Consider the following 16,940-nt stretch of genomic DNA (forward strand, 5'->3'; position numbering starts at 1 on the left):
GTCATGCGGTCGGCCTCTCGTCGAGGACGCGGACGAGCTTGCCCGAGCGCGGGTTGACGGCGAGGTCGCGGTGGCGCGCCCACTCGACGGACAGCGGATGCACGAAACCGGCGCGCACGCTGTCCGGATACAGCGGCCGCACGGTCTCCAGCTCCGCGACGACGGCCTTGGCCAGCGCCTCCCGCCCGGCGGTGACCGGGCCGGAGGGGTCGTCACCGGCGGCGTTGTCGCCGGGGGCCGTCGCCAGCCGCAGGACGAGCCCGTCGCGGCCGTCCCAGCGACGGACGACGAGCTGCATGCCGACCACGCGCCCTGCGGTGTCGGCCGTGGCCACGGCGTCCTGGGCGTCCTGGGTGTAGAGGGACACGGGGCCCACCCGTACGCCTTCCTCGGCGCGGCCGAGGATCCGGAAGTGCCCGGGCCCGGTGCCGGTCCACTCGGCCCGGTCGCCGGCGGGGTAGCGGATGATCGGCATGAGGCGGCGGAAGAGGCTGGTGACGACGACCCGGCCGGGCCGCCCCGGTTCGGTGATGGGCTCATCGGTGGAGTCGTCGAGGATCTCGACGACCGAGTACGGGGTGAAGGCCCGGTGCACCCGGGCGTCGGAGCCGGGTACGGGGCGGCCGAGCAGGCCGGCGTCGACGCTGGCGTATCCGACGGAGCGGGCCTCGGCGCGGGGGAACGCGGTGGCCAGCAGGCGCCGCTGATCGTCGAAGAGGGCCTCGCCACCGAAGAGCAGCAACTCCACCGCCTCGAGCCGGACACCCGATGAGATGGTCTGTTCGGCGAGCCGGCACAAGGTGGTGGGCGTGCCGGCCAGTACCTGGGCGGAGAGGTCGCGCAGGGTGGGGATCGTCGACTCCAGCGGCGCGCCGCCGCCGATGGGCAGGCGGACGTTGTCCACGGGCGCGTGGGCGAGCGAGTCGAGGACGAAGAGGAAGCTGGCGTACAGCTCCCCGGCGTAGAAGAGGTCGGCGACGCGGTGCCCCGGGCGCAGACCCGTGTCCACGAGTCCCTCGCCGAAGGAGGTGACGAACGTGCGCCACTCGTCGCGGGTGTAGACGGAGAACTTGGGGGACCCGGTGGTGCCGCCGGTCTTGTAGAGCGTGGCCTCGCTGAGCGGGCCGGTCAGCACGCGGCTGTCGGGAAGTGTGTTGGCCGCCCAGAACTCCTGCTGGTCGACCACGGGCAGGTCGGCGAGGCGTTCGGTGTGAGGCGGCAGGGACGCGTAAAGGTCCCGGTAGTAGGGCGAGTTGTGACGGGCGAAACGTATGAGGTCCGAGAGTTGCTGGGCGGACATGGGCCTTTGCCTAGGTGACGGGAATGGGTCGAAGGAGCCACGGCAGGGCGCGCGACGAGAGAAGAACTCGCCTGCGGGATCGACCGGTGTGAACGGGGGCCCCCGGCGCCCCGCCTCCTCGATGCACGTCGAGAACTGACGTGCAGTCACGATGATGAAACATCAGTGCGCTTGTCACCAAATTGGCCAAGGATTTCCGGCCATTGCGGCTGTAATCATCATTATTCCGTGTCTCCCCTCCCACCTGGACGTGATCGCGTCGCGCAGAATGGGACCGAGGGGGGCGGGGGAACCGGGCAACCGGGGGAGCCGGGGGAGTCCCGAGGGTGGCGAGTGGGCAGGGGGCGGACGATGTCGGGGTCGATCCGGCGGTGGGCGGTGGCTGCTTGGGCGGTGCTCGCCCTGGCCGGCGGTGCGGCCACCCTGTACCTGGAGGACCCGCCCAGCGGTCCGGCGGAGCCGCAGCGATGGGAGCGCCCTTCCCCGCCTGCGGAGGGGGGCCTGACCCCGTGCCCGAGCCTCAGCCCGGGCGCGCCGGACACCCGCCGCAACTGCACCTACTGGGAGCGGGGTTAGGTATCGGCCAGCGGCGGTGTGAAGCTCATCGAGCGGGTGACCATCAGCTACGACAAATGCGGCTGAGTCCATCTCGGCACCGCCACCGTGACATCCCTGGTCATCTGGCTCCGCACGTGATCGACCAGACAAGCCCAACTGGACACCTGGCTGACCAGACGAAAATGGCGGCGAGGTGGAGTTCGGCGAGCGTTCCGGCTCTCGTGGGCCTCGCGGTCGAAGGTGTCGTAGGTGGACCGATCCCTCGATTCCGTCAGGCGACCCTGAACGAGGTTTTCAGGCGATTCCCGTACATTCGACTTCGTATGAATCGCCGCTTCCGTATATGCAGCACAGGACGACACCGCCACCTTCGTCCACGTGCACGATCTCGCAACTCTGCCTAGCCTGGGGATTTTTGACGGAATTACTGAGATCTCTGATCGAGGATTGCAGGTCTGAGCACAGGCCTGCGAAGAACCTCAGACCTTCCGGCAAGTCTTCCGGACGCTTGAACCGGACGATGACGAGCGGGTGTTCGTGATCCTTGCACGAGATGTTCCGCACGTGCGTGAATGACTCGACTACCTCAATCGGCAAGGAAGACCATTCTTCGCACGCAAGGTGTCGTGTGAAATTGACGGCCGAAGCGTCGTCTTCTATCGGCTTTACCATGCCGATCAGAGTAAGTTGCGCTGGGTCCGTGAGCGCTTTTGTCGACAACTTGGACAGGAAGTCCACCGGCTCATGGTGACGCATATGCTTCCCCTCGTGCAGCGCTAGACGCACCCCCTGAGGCAGAATTCCAGCATAGATTGAGCACTTCGGAGCCGCATCCTGGGCCTGCTGTACCGGCGTAAGCATGCCCGAAGGGCGAAAATGGGCGACGACTGTCACTGGCTTTGCGTGAGTGGCCGGCCGGCCCGAGTCGCAGCGGTGTGATTCGCCTCGTGGCCGTGTCAGGGGCGCCGGCCCCGTCACGCCCCCGTCGTGCGGGATTCGGTTGGGATGGGTCTCCGGTCGGGCCCGATGACTGCATGATGACGGCCCCCACGGGCAGCCCGAGGGGCTCGGCCCCAGGGGCTTGGCGGCGGCCGTCGGTGGGTCCTGCTAGCTTCCGCGCATGGCAGATTTCACCAACAGACGACAGATCACTTCGGTGGCGCAGCTCAATCCCCTCCAGGCCGAGCAGGTCGCGCTCTGCGGTGCCGCATACGACGATGAGGATCTCCCGGCCGACCGGCGCCTTTCCTCGGACCCCGAGGACGAATCGGTGCTCAACTTCTGCGAGCTCTGGGACGTGGTGGTCGACCGGTCGCCCGTCTACGAGGCCTGGTTCTACCAGGCGGACAGCGGGTCGATTTTCCTGGCCGGGACCACCGAGATGCTCGCGCAGATCATCCAGTGCGGCCTGGAGTGCGCCGACGAGGAGCGCGAGCTGGAGCTCGGCGCGGCGATGGTGAGGGCTGGCCTGCTGCCGTCAGGTGATTCGGAGTTCGAGCGGTTCAGTCGGGCCGCCGGCGAGACGCTGTAGGCCGTGTCCCGTCCGGAGGCCTACACAGGCCCTGATCAGGCCTCGATGTAGACGACCACGAAGACGTGCGCAGTGCGGTGACGAAGTACAGGACGCGGACGTCCTCGATCTCGTCGGCGTACTGGCGCAGCTCGGGGCGGGTGCCGTCGACGGAGATCGGCTCCCCGATCTCGGGGTCGACGGAGATGGCGACCAGGGCGCGGTCCAGGGCGTGGATTTCGCGCTCGGTGGAGAGGCCTTCGCGCTGCTTGGCCGCGGAGTCGCTGAACGTGATCCCGGCGCGTCGTGCGGCCATCAGGCCACGGCCGGACGCTGGGCGGCGAGGCGGGCGAGAGGGACCTCGCGCAGTTCCTCCCAGAGTGGGCGGCGGCGGAAGCTGGTTGACGCCGAGGGGACTCGAGAGGGGGTCGCCCTCCAGGGGCCGGTGCGGGCTTCCTGGGATGACGTCGAATTTCGACCGACAGCTCTTCCGAAACGACTGGCGATCCGGCATGCACGAGATCAGGTGCGAGATCGACGCGGAGTACCGCGGCACCGAAGAGCTGGCCGATCTCGCCTGGCTGACCGAGGGCGCGGAGCGCTTGGAGAGCGAGTCGTTCCAGGCACTCCTCGACTCCACCGGACAGGTGGAGGAGTCGCTCAAGAAGTCGGTGCCGTGCGGCCCGCCCGGGACGCTCTGGGGCTTCCTGAGTGTGCACATTGTCAGTCGAGGCCGGGTCACCAACCGCTCGCGGGTGCTGACCCGCAAGAACCTGCCGATGCTGCGCAAGTGGCTGGTCCTGGACGTGCAGCTGGCCGAGATCGCGGTCTACCGGCTGGACGACCGTGGCATGCCCGGTGCAGAGCTCCTGCGGATGGGCGTCGCGCGCGACGAGAGCTCCAGGGACTGGGTCAGGCTCAGCGCGACCACGCCATAGGGGCGCTTCGGGCCGGCCGCGCAGACGCGCTGGACTGAGCTGCTGCGGGACTTCTCGCAGGAGGTGGACCCGTGCTACGCGCAGATCGGCTACGGCCTGACACTGGGCCGCACCGAGCACTAGGAGCGGGTCGGCCCGCCGCTGCCCAAGTGGACGCTGCCGGAGTCGCGGCGGCTGCTGCGCGGGTACGAGTGGCTGATGGTGATCCCACGCGAGATCGCCCAGCAGCTCGGTGAGGGCGAGGGAATCGCCGCGGCCGTTGACTTCCACCGGGTCGAGACCCTGCGTGACGGCGCGGTGCTGCTCCAGGTCACGCCGGAGTTCGACGGTTTCACCGGCGAGGCGATCGAGCGGACGTGGCGGCTGGTGCGCCCCGCACTGAGGCTTGGGATGCCCAAGCGCTTCCGGGACTCCGACCCGGCGGGCCCGCCGAGCCGGATCTGGTACGCCGACATCGTCTGACCCAATACGGCCGACAAGGCCGGGGGAGCGGGCTCGCCGCTGCCCGGCGTACGTCCGCGTGCCCGCCCAGACCGATGACGAGGCGCCACGGACGCTGTGGAGGGAGATGGCCCGGCCGCCCCTGTCCCACGCCCTCGCCCGGCTCGAACGACAGCTCGGGGTCATGCTGTTGGAGCGCACCAGCCGCAAGGTCACGCTCACCGAGGCCGGCGCCGTGCTGCTGTCCGAGGCGCGCGCGATCCTCAGCGCGGTAGCCGCAGCGGAGCGGCGTACCCAGCAGGCGGCGCAAAGTAGCCCTCGTCTCGTCCTCGCCGTCAAATTCGGTACCGCCAGTGAGTTGTTGGCGAAACTCCTCGATGCCTACCGCGCCGAGCCCGGCGCAGCCACCGTCGATCTGTTGCTCCGCGAGGCGCATCAGCAACAGAAACTGCCGGAGGATGGGCAAGCCGACGTGGCTCTGCTGCACGTGCCATTCGATTCGACGGCCGGACTCGACATCGAAACCCTGTCCACCGAGGGACAGGTGGCGATCCTGCCCACCTCTCACTCACTTGCCGGCCGCTCCGTTCTGGATGCTCCGCCCGTGACAACGGTGATCGCTTGGCCGTCGCAGAGCCGACTTCGTGCCGTCGCCGACCTGATCCGCGTAGCAACACGTCTTTGACCGGCTGTTCCCCATCCGCCCGCGTGGAATGCGGCCGACTCCGGATCTTTGATGCCGCATCTGGTCGCGGTCACCCGCCCTGACCGGGACGGTTTCAGTGGGAAACGTCCGGGCGGGTCACGCGGTGGCGCGGGCGGCCTGGGACATCCGGGCGAGCGCGGCGCGCAGTGCGGTGTTGAACCGGTCGGGGAGCTCCTGGTGTGGCATGTGAGCGGCGTCGGCGATCACGCTTACCTCGGCTCCGGGAGTAAGGGCGGCGCAGGTCCGGGCCACCTCCAGCGGGATCGCGGTGTCCAGCTCGCCGTGGATGTAGTGGATCGGCACCTGCAGCCCGGGCAGCGTCGGCCGTGGGTCGTAGCCGTCGGCGGTGGCCTGGTGCTCGTCGATGTAGACGCCGGAGTCCAGGATCTGGCGGACCGTCCAGTCGATGAGGGCCGGCGCGGTGCCCGGCGCGTACCACCCCGGCACCCAGCCGGCGACCGTACCGGCCCGGTCGCGGCGCAGAGCGGCCACGAGCTCCGCCTGGGCCTTCGTCGACGGCCAGTACCCCGGCGCGCCCACCGAGACCACACCGGCGATCAACTCAGGCCTCAGCAGCCCCAGTTCAGTGGCGAAGGCCCCGCCGATCGACGAGCCGATGACCACCGGCCGGTCCAGTCGCAGCGCGCCGATCAGCGCCACCAGGTCACTGACCACCCCGGGGGTGGTGTTGCCTCGGACGGGCCGGCCGGACCGCCCGCAGCCCCGCCAGTCGACGGTGACGACGCGGTGGTCCCGGGTGAAATCGGGCAGCTGGGCGCCCCAGGTCCGGCCGCTGGTGCCCCAGCCGTGCAGGAACAGCAGCGTCGGACCGGACCCCTCGTCCTCGTAATGGAGCGTGGTGTCGTTGATGTCCAGGCTGGGCATGGTTCTCCTCTGCCTCGTGGGTCCTTGCGGGCCGCGCGGTTGGTGGTGTCCCCAGCCAACCGCGATCACCTCCACCGGCCAATGAGCGATCCGCGCCTACACTGATCGCGAACGGTGATCAATGCTGGTCACGGCCGGCGGGCAGAGAGGCCGGGGGCCCATGGAGCTGCGTCAGCTGCGCTACTTCCTCACGGTGGCGGAGGAGCTGCACTTCGGCCGTGCCGCCGAGCGGTTGCACATTGTGCAGTCCGCGGTCAGTCAGCAGCTCCGTCGGCTCGAACGCGAGCTGGGTACCGAGCTGTTCGCCCGCTCCACCCGGGTTGTGCGGCTCACCGAGGCCGGCAACCGGCTCCTCCCGTACGCCAGGGAGATGCTCGCCCTCCAGACACGGGCCCGGGGAGCCATCGACGAACTGCGCGCCGAACAGGCCGCGACGGTGCGCCTCGGCACCAGCTCCGGGCTGGGTGCCTGGCTGGACGCCGTACTCACCGCGTTTACCCGACGTAGGGGAGACGCCCAGTTGGAACTCGTCACCAGCAGCACCGAGGAACGTCTGGCGCAGGTGCGGTCCGGTGACCTGGACGCCGCACTGATGCGCGGTGAACGGGCCGCCCCTGGACTGGAGTTCCTGCCGCTGTGGCAGGACGCGCTGATGGCGGCGCTACCCGCGGGGCACGAGCTTGCCGTGCAGGAGACCGTCGCGCTGGCCCGGCTCGCGGAACTGCCGCTGCGGCTCTCCCCCCGCTCCCGCAACCCCGCACTCCATGACCTGGTGATGCGCTCCTGCCGGGCCGCTGGCTACACGCCCGTCCTGGGCCCGGAGTTCACCAACGACCAGGACACCCTCGCCGCCATCGGCCACGGCAAACCGTCCTGGACGGTCTTCTACGCCCCGCAGGCCGATCAGCTTTCCGTTCCCGGCGTGGTGTTCCGCCCCCTGACTGACCCGGCACCCGTCATGCAGACCTACCTTGCGGTGCGGAGCGATCCGCCCCGGGCCGCGCTGCTTGCCCTGATCGAAGCCTGCCACGAGGCGGTCGAGAGGGGCCCGGGCGTAGGGCCTGGCTCGCCGCTCGCCCGGGAAGGTCAGCGTCGGCCATTGACGTGAACGTGGCACCAAACCAAGACGTGGCGGGCGGCAGATGCCGGCCGGGCCCACCGGTCCGGTCGCGCCTCCGCAGGTCTCAGACGTGCTCACCGGACAGGGGGTAGCGGTCGGTCCGGGAGAGGACCCCGGTGAGGGACGCCGAGAAGGGCTCTCGCTTGGTGCGCGGCAGCGGTACCTCGGTCAGTTTGCCGTCATAGATCATCCACAGGCCGAAGCAGTCGTCGTCCTCGTCCCGGATGAGGACCTGGACGGAGTGCGGGTTCGGCCATGCCAGAGATTCCAGGTGGCTCAGCAGCCCGTGCCAGTTGTGGCGGATGAACTGGATGACCCACGTGTAGCACCTCTCAGACGGCCTGCTCAGTCCGGCGAACACCCAGTCGTCCACCCGCGTGAAGCACTGGTGCCATTCCCGGTTCTCGTCCGGGCGGGTGAGGGGCTCCATGACCTCTTCGGCTCCCCGCGCCAAGACCACAACCTCTGCGTATCTACTCATGAGCCCACTATGACCACAGCCCATCAGCGCGGGAACGGCGGGTATCAGAACGGCGGCGGCGCCGGCTGTGGAGGCCTTGGCAACGCCCGTATCAGTGGGGCAGGCGCGCCGGCGCCCAATGGCAGCGAGCCCAGGCCCGCGAAGCACGAGCGAACTTCCGAACCCAGCGCGTGGAGGTTCTGAAGGAGGTGTGGGAGGCATTGTCCGACCTGGAGGAAGCCCAACTGGGTTCCGGGCAGGGGTCCTGGGCGGCCTCGACACTGCCGCCCCGCACGGCACCGTGTGGCGCGCCGCCGTTCCCCTGCCGGCCCCGACCATCGACAACCGGCATGTGGTCGACGGGGTCTCCTGGCCCTGCCGGAGTTGACCCTCCCCTTACGTCAGGCTTGAGGCTGTAGACGAACGAAAGGGCAGGCCCATGGGCTACACCGTTGGTCAGGTATCGGCTGTCGCCGGGGTGGCCGTACGCACGCTGCACCATTACGACAAGGCGGGACTGCTCTCGCCCAGTGACCGCAGCCGGGCCGGCTACCGCCGCTACGACGACGCCGACCTCGCACGCCTCCAGCAGATCCTCTTCTTACCGATCTTGAAGACTTCCTGGCAGCCGGCCCCCCACCGGTCCTCATCGGCTTCGGCAGCATGGCCGCCGGAGAGGGGCAACCCCTGAGCGAGATCGCCGCCCGCGCCCTGCGGCGCGCCGGGCTGCGCGGCGTACTGCAGTCGGGCAGTGCCGGACTCGCCGGGTGCGGGGACGACATTCTCACCATCGGCGACGTACCGCACGCCCTGTTGTTTCCGCGGCTCGCCGCCGTCGTCCACCACGCAGGCGCCGGCACTACGGCGGCGGCGCTGCGCGCCGGAGTCCCTTCGGTCGCCGTGCCAGTGGCCGCGGACCAACCCTTCTGGGCCACACGGCTTGCGGCGATCGAGGCGGCGCCGCAGCCGATTCCGTTCCGATCCCTGACCCCGGCATGCCTCGCCGGCGCCCTCGCGACCGTGGTGCGGGAGCCGTCGTACACAAGAGCGGCCACGGCCGCCGCACGGCACATGGCAGCGGAAGACGGAGCAGCCCCTGTCGTGCGGGCCGTGCGACAGCTGGCAGGGGGAGGCCGACTCGACCACTGACAAGTGTCCGCCGCGGTCCGAACGACCGTACGTTGCCGGCCAGTGCGCTCACGTGGCGAGGTCGACGCGTACGGTCTCCACCCAGGCCGGGGGCGCGGGCGGGTCATCCCCGATCAGCGCGGCGATCAGCCGGCAGGACGGTGTCTCGTCCGGCCACGGCGTGTGCCCGTCGGTCAGCACGACCACGATGTTCGGCCGGTCGGGCAGGGCCAGCGCCGCGCTGATGCCGACCCGCATGTCCGTCCCTCCGCCGCCGGCCAGGGTCACCTCGCCGGCACTGCGCACCCGGGTCACGGCGTGCACGTCGGCGTCGCAGGCGAGGACGGCGACCCGGTTGCCGCCGACGCCCACCTCCCGCAGCACGCCGGTGACTTCGGCGAGCGCGGCCGCGAGGTCGTCCGCACCCATCGATCCCGAGGTGTCGATGACGATGGCCACCCGCGGCAGCGGCCTGCGCAGACTGGGCAGCACCACCCGGCCGCCGAGCGCGGGCGTGCGGCGCGAGGGGCGGCGGTACGTGTAGTCCACCGCGCCGGCCGCCCAGGCGGCTGCCTCCCGGACCGCTCCGGACAGGGCTCGGCGCCAGTCGACGGAGGGCTCCAGAAGCTCCTCGGCCCACCGGGCCCAGCCCTCGGGGATCCGGCCCCGGGTGCGCTGGTGGGCCCGTACGGCCTGGGCGGTCTGCCGGCGCAGCGCCTCCGCCTCCACCGGGCCGACCCGGGCGGGGCCGCCGTCCTCGCCCAGCTCCCAGGGCGTGGGGGAGCCGTGCGCGCCGGAGCCGCAGTCCGGTCCGTGGGGCGTCGGGGGAATCGCCGGCAGGTAGGTCTCGAACAGGCCGCCCGTGGGCAGCCCGTAGAGCCTGGGCTCCATCCGGCCCTCGGGCAGCGCCAGCCCGTCGGCGAGCAGGTCGTCGTTGATCTCGCAGTCCTGGGCGATGTTGACCCGGACCGGATCGCGCTGGTCGGCGGCCGGCAGGCGCTCGGCCCGGCCGTGGTGGTCGCGCAGCAGGTGCGCCACTTCGTGGATCCACACCCCGGCCAGCAGGGCGACCGGGGTCGCCTCGACGAAGGCGGGCGAGACGTAGCAGCGCCAGTGCCGGTCGACGCCCATGGTGCGCACCCCGTCCGAGGGGACCACGGTCAGGGCGTACAGCGCGGAGGCGAGGTACGGACGGGCCTCGGCAGCCTTGTAACGGGCTGCCAGCAGCTTCGCGCGGTCCAGGTGCGGGCGCACGGCGGGCCCGGCCTCAGTCGCCGCCCGGCAGGGAGCCGGACAGCTGGAGCAGTTCCACGAAGGCGTCGATGCCGGCGGGCACCGGCCAGTCGAGGTCGCGCATCGCGGCGAGGTCGGCGGCGGCGCGGGCGGCGACGTCGGGCACGCCCGCGTCCACGGCCTTGGCCAGGACCGCCCAGCCCGCCTCCCAGCGGGGGCGGGTGAGTTCGCTCTGCACGGCAGCGACCACGGCGATGAGGAAGGCCAGCTGCCGGTCGCCGCGCTCGGGCAGGGCGAAGGCGTCGGGGTCGGCCAGCACCCGGTCCGGGTCGGGCAGGTCGAGGTGTTCGAGGTACGAGAGCAGTTCGATCCCGGCCGCTTCTCCCACGGCGCCGGTGAGCGCGGCGGCCAGCGCCTCCCGCCCCGTCGAGGCCGCGTACCCCGTGGCCAGCAGCCGCAGGGCCATCTCCCAGGTACGCGGGGAGGGCCAGCCACGGCCCCGTCCGGCGGCCTCGGCCGGCATGTGGTGGACCAGGCCCGGCCGGGCGGTGAGGAAGCCGGAGACGGCGCCGCGGGCCCGGGCGACCGACCCGGAGGCCTTGGCGGGATCGACGGCCGGGATCGCCACCTCGGGCCAGGTGCCGGCCATGCCGCGGGCCACGGTGCGCGGGTTGTGCGTCCAGTCGAGGTGGACGAAGCGGTTGGCGAGAGGCGGGCTGAGGTGCCAGCCGTCCGCGGCGCTGGCGGGCGGATTGGCCGCGGCGACGATCCGTACCGCCGCCGGGAGTTCGAGGCTGCCGACCCGGCGTTCCAGGACCACGCGCAGCAGGGCCGCCTGCACGGCCGGCGGGGCGGAGGACAGCTCGTCGAAGAACAGCAGCCCGTGGCCGGTGCGGGCGAGGCGTACCGCCCAGTCCGGCGGGGCCATCGGGACACCCGTGGTGGCCGGGTCCTCGCCGACGATGGGCAGCCCGGCGAAGTCGGAGGGCTCGTGGACGCTGGCGATGACGGTCTCCAGCCGTACGCCGAGCGCGGTGGCGAGCTGCTCCATGCCGGCGGACTTGCCGATGCCGGGCTCACCCCACAGGAGGACGGGCTGATTGGCCGTCACGGCCAGTGCCAGCGCCTCCAGTTGAGGGTTGGTGGCGGGCTCGGTGCGGGTGGCGCTCAGCCGGGCACCCAGGGCGTCGGCGGCGGCCAGGGCCCGTGCGGGCTGCGGCTGGGTTGCACTCATGCGTCGTCGTCCCCGGCTTCCTCGTACCCGGCTTCCTCGTCCTCGTCCTCGTCTTCCTCGCGGTACTCCATGTGCTCGTCGAACCAGTCGGCGCCGATGCCGGGGAACTGCTCGTCGACGCGGTCCCGCAGAAAGGCGAGGTCGGTGCGCTTGTAGCGGCGGATCTCCTGGGACAGCGACAGTTCCATCTCGTCGATGACGTCGATCCGGGAGCCGGCCGCCAGCAGGGCCCTGACCAGATCCGCCGAACCGCCCCAGTGCACCGCGGACAGCAGCGGGGTGCGCTCGGCCTTGTCCCGTCCCTCCAGGTCGAGTCCGGCCGCCAGCAGCCGGGGCAGCAGCACGTCGTGGTCGAGCAGGTGGAGCGTGTGCAGCAGCCCGCGTCCGCGGGCGTCCCGGATCCGGGGGTCCACACCCGCGTCCAGCAGCGCCACCACACCCGGGGTGTCGCCGTGCTGGACGCGCAGGAAGAGCTCGTGCCGCTGGGTCTGGAGGGCACGCGGCAGCCGCCCCTCGCCCGTGGTCCAGGTCTGCTGCACGGCGAAGCACCCCGAGACCGCGCCGCCGAACGCCCGCATGGCGCGCTCGCGTTGCTGCTCCTCGGGGGTGTGCGGCACGTCGAGTACACCGCCTCGCGAGCGCACCTCGTGCCACCCGCCGCGGCAGCGCACCCGTACCGGCCTGCCCGTGTCGGGGCCGGGCGGGCCCACGGCGGGTCCGGAGCCGGGGGACAGCGCGGCGGCCACCAGCGGGTGCAGCTCGCGCGGGGTGATCAGGCCGGTCCGTACCAGTTCGAGGTCGGGGAGGCGTTGCCAGGCGTACAGGGGCAGGGGCGGGACGGCGAGTGCCTCGGCCTGTTCGATGATGCGGGCCCGGAGCCGGTCGGGACCGGCGTGTTCCAGCAGGAGGTAGGAGCGCCAGTTGGCCGCTATCCGGTACCGGTCGCCCGCTCCGGCCGCCACGAGCCGCGCCACCTCAGGCGCGAGCCGGGTGAGGTCGATCGGCATCCGTCCGAGGAAGGCCTTCGGGTCCACCGGGCGCTGGTACGGCTGCGCAGCGGGGACGGTCAGATCGCACTCGATGCCCGCCGCCGCGTAGGCCTCGACCACGTCCTCTCGGGTCCGCAGCCGGGCGATCCGCTCGGCGAGGCCGTCCGGGTCGGCGAAGCGCGCGCCCAGCTCGGATGCGCACCGGGCGTCCCAGAACGGCCGGACCGCGGTCCAGTCCTCCGAGACGAAGCCCTGCCCCGTGTACACGTTCCACTTCTTGGCGGCGAACGGCGCGCAGTGCAGGCGCAGCCGCTGCGAGCCTTCGGTCATGAGGGGTGTGGTGACCGAGAGGGTCGGACCGCCGGGGCCGCCGTAGGAGGCGAGCAGGATCCGCAGTGCGGGCGCGATGGTGGTGCGGCCGCCCAGGAGCCGGGGCAGGTGCCAGCGCAGCAGGTCAGGGGCGAGATGCCGCAGGTCCTCGGCCACGGCCTCGGCGACGGCGGGGCCGTAGCGGGCCCGGAGCTCGGGAAGCTCGAAGCCGACGTCCACAGCGGCGGCTGCGCAGGCCGCCCGCCAGTCACCGGCCAGCCGGTGCGCGGTGGCCTGCTCGATCATCCAGCCGGGCACGGCGTAGCGGCGGATCCGCTGCCATGCCGGGCCGTCCTCCGGCCGGAAGCCGCCGGGCAGTTCGGCGTTCGCCAGGCTCACCGGTACACGCTGCCGATGGCGCGCAGGTCCGGGTGGGCGGCCCGGGCGGGGCGGAGCCGTTCGGTGAAGGAGCGCTTGACGCGGCGGGGCAGGCCGGGGCCCAGGCCGACGTACTCCAGCGGGCTGTCGTCGGGCACCGCGGCGAGCAGGCTCTTCGCACCACGTCCGGTGAGGCCGGTGTGGCGCAGCTCCAGGCGGCGCAGGGGGCTGCCGGGGAGGGCGGCGGCCAGGGCGTACGCCCCTTCGTCGCCGGGGTCGTTGCCGGGGGACCCGAGGCTGCGCTCGGACATGGTCCGGCCGAGGTCCAGGGCGTCGATACCGCCGAGGGAGGCGGCCAGGGAACGCGCTCCGGCGGCGCCGATGCCGTTGCCGCCGAGTCCGAGGCGGACCGGGTGCGCGGAGTCGGCCGCGGCGGCGGCGAGGGCCGCGGCGCCCTCGTCGCCGAGGTGGTTGGCCGGGACGTACAGCTCGCGCACCCCGGCCTCCCGGATCAGGGCGGCGAGCAGCGGGGCGGCGTCGCGGCCGAGGCCGTTGCCGCCGAGGAAGAGCCGTTCCAGGGGCTGTTCGCGGTCCAGCAGAGCGTCGAGCAGGAGGCGTACGCCGTCGGCTCCGATCCCGGTGTTGACCAGGTCGAGGGTGCGCAGGGCGGTGTTGCGGCGCAGCAGCGCGGCCAGTGTGCGGGCGCCGTCCCCGAAGAGCGGGTTGCGCTTGAGCCAGAGGGCTCGGACGGTGGTGTCGTCGGCGAGGGCGCCGGCGAGGGAGCTCACCCCGTCGGGGCCGATCCGGTTGCAGCCGAGGTAGAGGGTGTGCAGCCCGTGGCTGCCGCCGAGGGCCTCGACCAGGGTGCGGGCGCCCGCGTCGCCGATGGCGTTGGTACCGAGGAGCAGGTGGGTGGCGTGCGCGGAGGCGGCCGCGGCCGGCAGCAGCCGGGCCGCGCCGGCCGGGCCGAGTCCCTGCTTGCAGAGGTCGACGCGGCCGTCGGTGCGCAGGGTGCCGAGCGGGAAGGTCTCGTCGGTCTCAACGGGCCGGTCCGCGGCGAGCCGGGCGAGCAGCGGGTCGAGGCCGGCCGGGTCGGCCGGCGATAGGTCGGGGTGCTCGATCGCGGGGCACCGTACGGGTGTCGGCTGTGTCATCACCACTCCACCGGTTTCATTCGCCGGTGCCCGGCGTCCATCACGACTTCAAGACGAGAACTGCAGAAGTAGACGCAAGACCGGTCGGATTCGAACCGACGTCCTCCAGCTCGATGCGTGGGCGCGACGACCTCTGCGCTACGGCCTTGCTGCCGGCGATCATACCCACCCGGCGGCCGGAAATCGATCACCAGTTTGGGTTATTGACTCCCGACTGCCCTGATAGATCTATGAATTGCGTCAAAGGGTGGTTTGCCCGCCTCGGGGCGTTTCCGAGTGGCTTGACCTGCCCGGGACCCGGGACCCCGACGGGGCGGCCGCAGCGGCCCTGGTGCCGTACGCGGCCTGGTGCGGCTTCGCGACGGTCCTGAACGCCTCACTCGTGCGCCGCAACCGGGCCGCTGACGCTCCGGCAGCGGCCTGCCGAGGGCGGGAACGGCGTCTGCGCCGCAGCCGCCCCGTCCGGCCGTGCGGTGGGCCCACGTCGCCGGACACGCATGAGCGGGCCGCGGCGGGTTACACGCCGGCCATGAGACCTGGATGCGGTGCGGTTGCGGGACCCGACAGCCTCTCCGTACTCGTGTGGCTGCCGGTACAGGCGGCCCCGAAGATCGGCGTGGATGGCGTTCTCGCCGGGGCGCCGACTGCGGGAGGCAGGCTCCTCCGCCAGCGTTGTGGCCGCCCAGTCGGCGGTCTTCCCGTTGATCACCCTCGTCGCGGAGCGGCCGCGTCGGCGCCCGGACGCCGCGCCGCCGCCCTCCGGGCCCGTCGGGGCGTCAGAGGCCCTGTACGGCGGCCTCGCCGTCCTCGTCGCGCTACGCATGCCCGGCGCGCGGCCGCTCGGGGACTCGGCTCCGGCGGGCCGTGGTGGTACGGGTGGAACAGGGCGCCCCCCTGCGGATCTGGCTGCCAACGCGCGTACCGGACGGGCAGACGCGTTCGGCCGTGGCCGGGGCGCGGGGAGCGCCGAGCGGACCGAGTGCACCGTCGGTGGCTGAACCGGCTGCCGGACACACGACTTCGACAGGGGTGACGGTCATGGGAACCGCGACGCGGGTACCGCAGCACGAGGACGTGACGGCGGTGGCAGGCGAACTGGAGGTGGAGGGCGAGGAGCTGTCCGCCGAGGAGGCCCTGGCCGCATTGCGGCGCTACGGGGGCTGGAGCCTCGTACGGGACTCCTTCATCCGGTTCCGGTACGCGGACGGCTTCAGCCACTCCAGGGCGCTGGCCCTGCAGACTGTGCTGTCGATCGTCCCGCTGGCCATCGCCGTCATCGGGTTGTCCAGCGCGCTGCACACCGAGGACATCGGCCGGATCGCAGAACTGACGCTCCGTCGGCTGGCCAGTGGGCCGAGCCAGAAGGTGGTGGACGACGCGCTGGCTCAGAGCCGGCACCAGCCCGGGGACGGGAGCCAGGCCTCCCTCTGGCTCGGCCTGATGTTCTCCGTCGTGAACGTGACCACTGCCCTGTGCCAGGTGGAGCGGGGCGCCAACCGCATCTACGGAACGGAACGTGACCGGCCGTTCCTGCACAAGTACACCCGCGGGCTGGTCATGTCCGTACTGGCCGGACTGCCCCTCGGGCTCAGCTTCGCGGTCACCGTCCTCGGCGCCCACCTGAGCCGCGCCGTGGCGGAGGTCTACCACCTCGGCCCGGGCACCGTCCGCGCGTGGGACCTGCTGCGCTGGCCCTTGGGGGTGCTGCTGGCGGTCCTCGCCACCAGCGCCATCTTCCGCCTGTCCCCCCGCCGCACCCAGCCGGGTTACACCTGGCTGGCCTTCGGTGCGACCGTGTACCTGGTGCTGTGGCTGCTGGCGACGTGGGGGCTGAGCGTGTACGTCGGGGCCAGTGGCTCCTTCGCCGCCGTGTACGGACCCCTCAGCGCGTTCGTGTCCTTGCTGCTGTGGTCCTACCTGACGTCGGTGGCCCTGTTCCTGGGCCTGGCCTTCGCCGCCCAGTTGGAAGCCGCACGGGCCGGGGTGACACAACCGGCCACGGAGGATCCCGGGGTCTGAAACGGGCGCGGCGAGCCCGAAGTCAGAGACGAACGTCCCGTCGTCGTGTCCCTGCGCGACCGAGGTCGAGCGCATGTCGTTCACGCCGATCAGGGGCGTGACACTCGGCTCGGAGATCTGGGCTCCCGGCTTTGTTGACTTACCGTCAGTTCCATCGGCGGTGCATGCCAGGCTCCGGCCCACGCGTCCCCGGCCGTCCGTTGGGCGGTGCCGTACCGGCCTCCGGGACCGGTACGGCTCCGGTCCCGGACTATTTCGACGTACCACTCGCGATCTGGCAGTCCTGCGCGGCCGCCTCTGCCTCACCAAGCCAGGCGGTGCGCAGACGATCCCGGGCCGCGGCCAGCGCGGACTCGATGTCACTTGTCCCGGTCGATACGCACAGTGTGTACACCACGTCCTCCATCCGCTGCCGCACTGGTTCGGGCCCGTCTGCGGTGTTCAGTTCCGCCACCATTTCGTATTCCTCCACCAGACGCGCCAGCACCGCGGGGTGAGCCATCAGCACGATCTCGCTCCTTCACGAACGACGTCTTCAAGGGAGGCCAGGACGCCACCGACGCGTCGTCTGCCCTCGG

General features: G+C 71.6%; 16 protein-coding genes and 4 pseudogenes. 9 read left to right on the top strand and 11 right to left on the bottom strand.

Translation table 11 applies throughout. The annotated features are described in order from the left end of the window. Position 1 precedes the first annotated feature (1 nt). On the bottom strand, positions 2-1,300 hold the full coding sequence (locus ACZ45T_RS31005; RefSeq protein ID WP_468447130.1) for a phenylacetate--CoA ligase family protein: 1,299 nt from the start codon (positions 1,298-1,300) through the stop codon (positions 2-4). A gap of 351 nt (positions 1,301-1,651) precedes the next feature. Between ACZ45T_RS31005 and ACZ45T_RS31010 the strand changes: the two genes are divergently transcribed. Beyond that, entirely contained in the window at positions 1,652-1,876 is a 225-nt protein-coding gene (locus ACZ45T_RS31010; RefSeq protein WP_468447134.1) for a hypothetical protein, read from the top strand. Between the two features lie 276 nt (positions 1,877-2,152). Here ACZ45T_RS31010 and ACZ45T_RS31015 read toward each other — a convergent pair whose 3' ends face one another. After that, complete coding sequence (locus tag ACZ45T_RS31015; RefSeq protein WP_468447136.1) at positions 2,153-2,752, bottom strand: hypothetical protein; 600 nt, start codon at positions 2,750-2,752, stop codon at positions 2,153-2,155. A gap of 226 nt (positions 2,753-2,978) precedes the next feature. Here ACZ45T_RS31015 and ACZ45T_RS31020 point away from each other — a divergent pair, with 226 nt between their 5' ends. Next, entirely contained in the window at positions 2,979-3,389 is a 411-nt protein-coding gene (locus ACZ45T_RS31020; protein ID WP_468447138.1) for a hypothetical protein, read from the top strand. Here ACZ45T_RS31020 and ACZ45T_RS31025 read toward each other — a convergent pair. Then, positions 3,361-3,684, bottom strand: coding sequence for a hypothetical protein (locus ACZ45T_RS31025; protein ID WP_468447140.1), 324 nt, complete (start codon positions 3,682-3,684; stop codon positions 3,361-3,363). The two genes, ACZ45T_RS31020 and ACZ45T_RS31025, sit on opposite strands and share 29 nt — an antisense overlap. Before the next feature lie 196 nt (positions 3,685-3,880). Here ACZ45T_RS31025 and ACZ45T_RS31030 point away from each other — a divergent pair, with 196 nt between their 5' ends. The 3 genes and pseudogenes from ACZ45T_RS31030 to ACZ45T_RS31040 all read left to right on the top strand — a co-directional run. Continuing rightward, positions 3,881-4,306, top strand: coding sequence for a hypothetical protein (locus ACZ45T_RS31030; RefSeq protein ID WP_468447142.1), 426 nt, complete (start codon positions 3,881-3,883; stop codon positions 4,304-4,306). 198 nt (positions 4,307-4,504) lie between these two features. After that, a complete protein-coding gene (locus ACZ45T_RS31035; protein ID WP_468447144.1) occupies positions 4,505-4,768 on the top strand; it encodes a hypothetical protein in 264 nt (87 codons plus the stop codon). A 106-nt stretch (positions 4,769-4,874) separates the two neighbouring features. Then, positions 4,875-5,432 (top strand): annotated as a pseudogene (locus ACZ45T_RS31040) (LysR family transcriptional regulator); the annotation flags it as partial. A 117-nt stretch (positions 5,433-5,549) separates the two neighbouring features. Here the strand turns inward: ACZ45T_RS31040 and ACZ45T_RS31045 are convergent. Then, positions 5,550-6,338 (bottom strand): alpha/beta fold hydrolase, encoded by a 789-nt coding sequence (locus ACZ45T_RS31045; RefSeq protein WP_468447146.1) that lies wholly within the window; start codon positions 6,336-6,338, stop codon positions 5,550-5,552. Positions 6,339-6,498: 160 nt separating this feature from the next. Here ACZ45T_RS31045 and ACZ45T_RS31050 point away from each other — a divergent pair, with 160 nt between their 5' ends. Further along, positions 6,499-7,446, top strand: a complete 948-nt coding sequence (locus ACZ45T_RS31050) for a LysR family transcriptional regulator (RefSeq protein WP_468447148.1) — start codon at positions 6,499-6,501, stop codon at positions 7,444-7,446. A 76-nt stretch (positions 7,447-7,522) separates the two neighbouring features. On the opposite strand, the gene ACZ45T_RS31055 is transcribed toward ACZ45T_RS31050, so the two are convergent. Further along, on the bottom strand, positions 7,523-7,939 hold the full coding sequence (locus ACZ45T_RS31055) for a hypothetical protein (protein WP_468447150.1): 417 nt from the start codon (positions 7,937-7,939) through the stop codon (positions 7,523-7,525). A gap of 418 nt (positions 7,940-8,357) precedes the next feature. On the opposite strand from ACZ45T_RS31055, the pseudogene ACZ45T_RS31060 reads away from it, so the two are divergent. Further along, positions 8,358-8,519, top strand: a pseudogene (locus tag ACZ45T_RS31060) (MerR family transcriptional regulator); the annotation flags it as partial. Continuing rightward, positions 8,492-9,067: pseudogene (locus ACZ45T_RS31065) on the top strand (glycosyltransferase); the annotation flags it as partial. The pseudogenes ACZ45T_RS31060 and ACZ45T_RS31065, both read left to right, overlap by 28 nt. Before the next feature lie 48 nt (positions 9,068-9,115). Here the strand turns inward: ACZ45T_RS31065 and ACZ45T_RS31070 are convergent. The 5 genes and pseudogenes from ACZ45T_RS31070 to ACZ45T_RS31090 form a co-directional block, all read right to left on the bottom strand. Beyond that, positions 9,116-10,300 carry a vWA domain-containing protein gene (locus ACZ45T_RS31070; RefSeq protein ID WP_468447152.1) on the bottom strand — a complete coding sequence of 395 codons (1,185 nt, stop codon included), beginning with the start codon at positions 10,298-10,300 and terminating at the stop codon, positions 9,116-9,118. Between the two features lie 13 nt (positions 10,301-10,313). Continuing rightward, complete coding sequence (locus ACZ45T_RS31075; RefSeq protein ID WP_468447154.1) at positions 10,314-11,513, bottom strand: AAA family ATPase; 1,200 nt, start codon at positions 11,511-11,513, stop codon at positions 10,314-10,316. Next, on the bottom strand, positions 11,510-13,210 hold the full coding sequence (locus ACZ45T_RS31080; RefSeq protein WP_468447156.1) for an ankyrin repeat domain-containing protein: 1,701 nt from the start codon (positions 13,208-13,210) through the stop codon (positions 11,510-11,512). The genes ACZ45T_RS31075 and ACZ45T_RS31080 overlap by 4 nt, the downstream gene beginning before the upstream one ends. Beyond that, the gene (locus ACZ45T_RS31085) at positions 13,207-14,343 is read right to left on the bottom strand and encodes a leucine-rich repeat domain-containing protein (protein WP_468447158.1); all 1,137 of its coding nucleotides are present in this window, start codon (positions 14,341-14,343) and stop codon (positions 13,207-13,209) included. The genes ACZ45T_RS31080 and ACZ45T_RS31085 overlap by 4 nt, the downstream gene beginning before the upstream one ends. A 75-nt stretch (positions 14,344-14,418) precedes the next feature. Further along, positions 14,419-14,491 (bottom strand): annotated as a pseudogene (locus ACZ45T_RS31090). An 890-nt stretch (positions 14,492-15,381) separates the two neighbouring features. Here ACZ45T_RS31090 and ACZ45T_RS31095 point away from each other — a divergent pair. After that, entirely contained in the window at positions 15,382-16,362 is a 981-nt protein-coding gene (locus ACZ45T_RS31095; RefSeq protein ID WP_468447160.1) for a YihY/virulence factor BrkB family protein, read from the top strand. A gap of 250 nt (positions 16,363-16,612) precedes the next feature. On the opposite strand, the gene ACZ45T_RS31100 is transcribed toward ACZ45T_RS31095, so the two are convergent. Next, complete coding sequence (locus ACZ45T_RS31100) at positions 16,613-16,870, bottom strand: DUF5133 domain-containing protein (RefSeq protein WP_468447162.1); 258 nt, start codon at positions 16,868-16,870, stop codon at positions 16,613-16,615. Positions 16,871-16,940: the final 70 nt, after the last annotated feature.

The organism is Streptomyces sp. NPDC030995, from assembly GCF_055571215.1.

Coding starts and splice junctions, on each gene's coding strand:
- ACZ45T_RS31005 (WP_468447130.1), bottom strand. CDS start 1,300: ATGTCCGCCCAGCAACTCTCGGACCTCATACGTTTCGCCCGTCACAAC.
- ACZ45T_RS31010 (WP_468447134.1), top strand. CDS start 1,652: ATGTCGGGGTCGATCCGGCGGTGGGCGGTGGCTGCTTGGGCGGTGCTC.
- ACZ45T_RS31020 (WP_468447138.1), top strand. CDS start 2,979: ATGGCAGATTTCACCAACAGACGACAGATCACTTCGGTGGCGCAGCTC.
- ACZ45T_RS31025 (WP_468447140.1), bottom strand. CDS start 3,684: ATGGCCGCACGACGCGCCGGGATCACGTTCAGCGACTCCGCGGCCAAG.
- ACZ45T_RS31030 (WP_468447142.1), top strand. CDS start 3,881: ATGCACGAGATCAGGTGCGAGATCGACGCGGAGTACCGCGGCACCGAA.
- ACZ45T_RS31035 (WP_468447144.1), top strand. CDS start 4,505: ATGGTGATCCCACGCGAGATCGCCCAGCAGCTCGGTGAGGGCGAGGGA.
- ACZ45T_RS31045 (WP_468447146.1), bottom strand. CDS start 6,338: ATGCCCAGCCTGGACATCAACGACACCACGCTCCATTACGAGGACGAG.
- ACZ45T_RS31050 (WP_468447148.1), top strand. CDS start 6,499: ATGGAGCTGCGTCAGCTGCGCTACTTCCTCACGGTGGCGGAGGAGCTG.
- ACZ45T_RS31055 (WP_468447150.1), bottom strand. CDS start 7,939: ATGAGTAGATACGCAGAGGTTGTGGTCTTGGCGCGGGGAGCCGAAGAG.
- ACZ45T_RS31075 (WP_468447154.1), bottom strand. CDS start 11,513: ATGAGTGCAACCCAGCCGCAGCCCGCACGGGCCCTGGCCGCCGCCGAC.
- ACZ45T_RS31085 (WP_468447158.1), bottom strand. CDS start 14,343: ATGACACAGCCGACACCCGTACGGTGCCCCGCGATCGAGCACCCCGAC.
- ACZ45T_RS31095 (WP_468447160.1), top strand. CDS start 15,382: ATGGGAACCGCGACGCGGGTACCGCAGCACGAGGACGTGACGGCGGTG.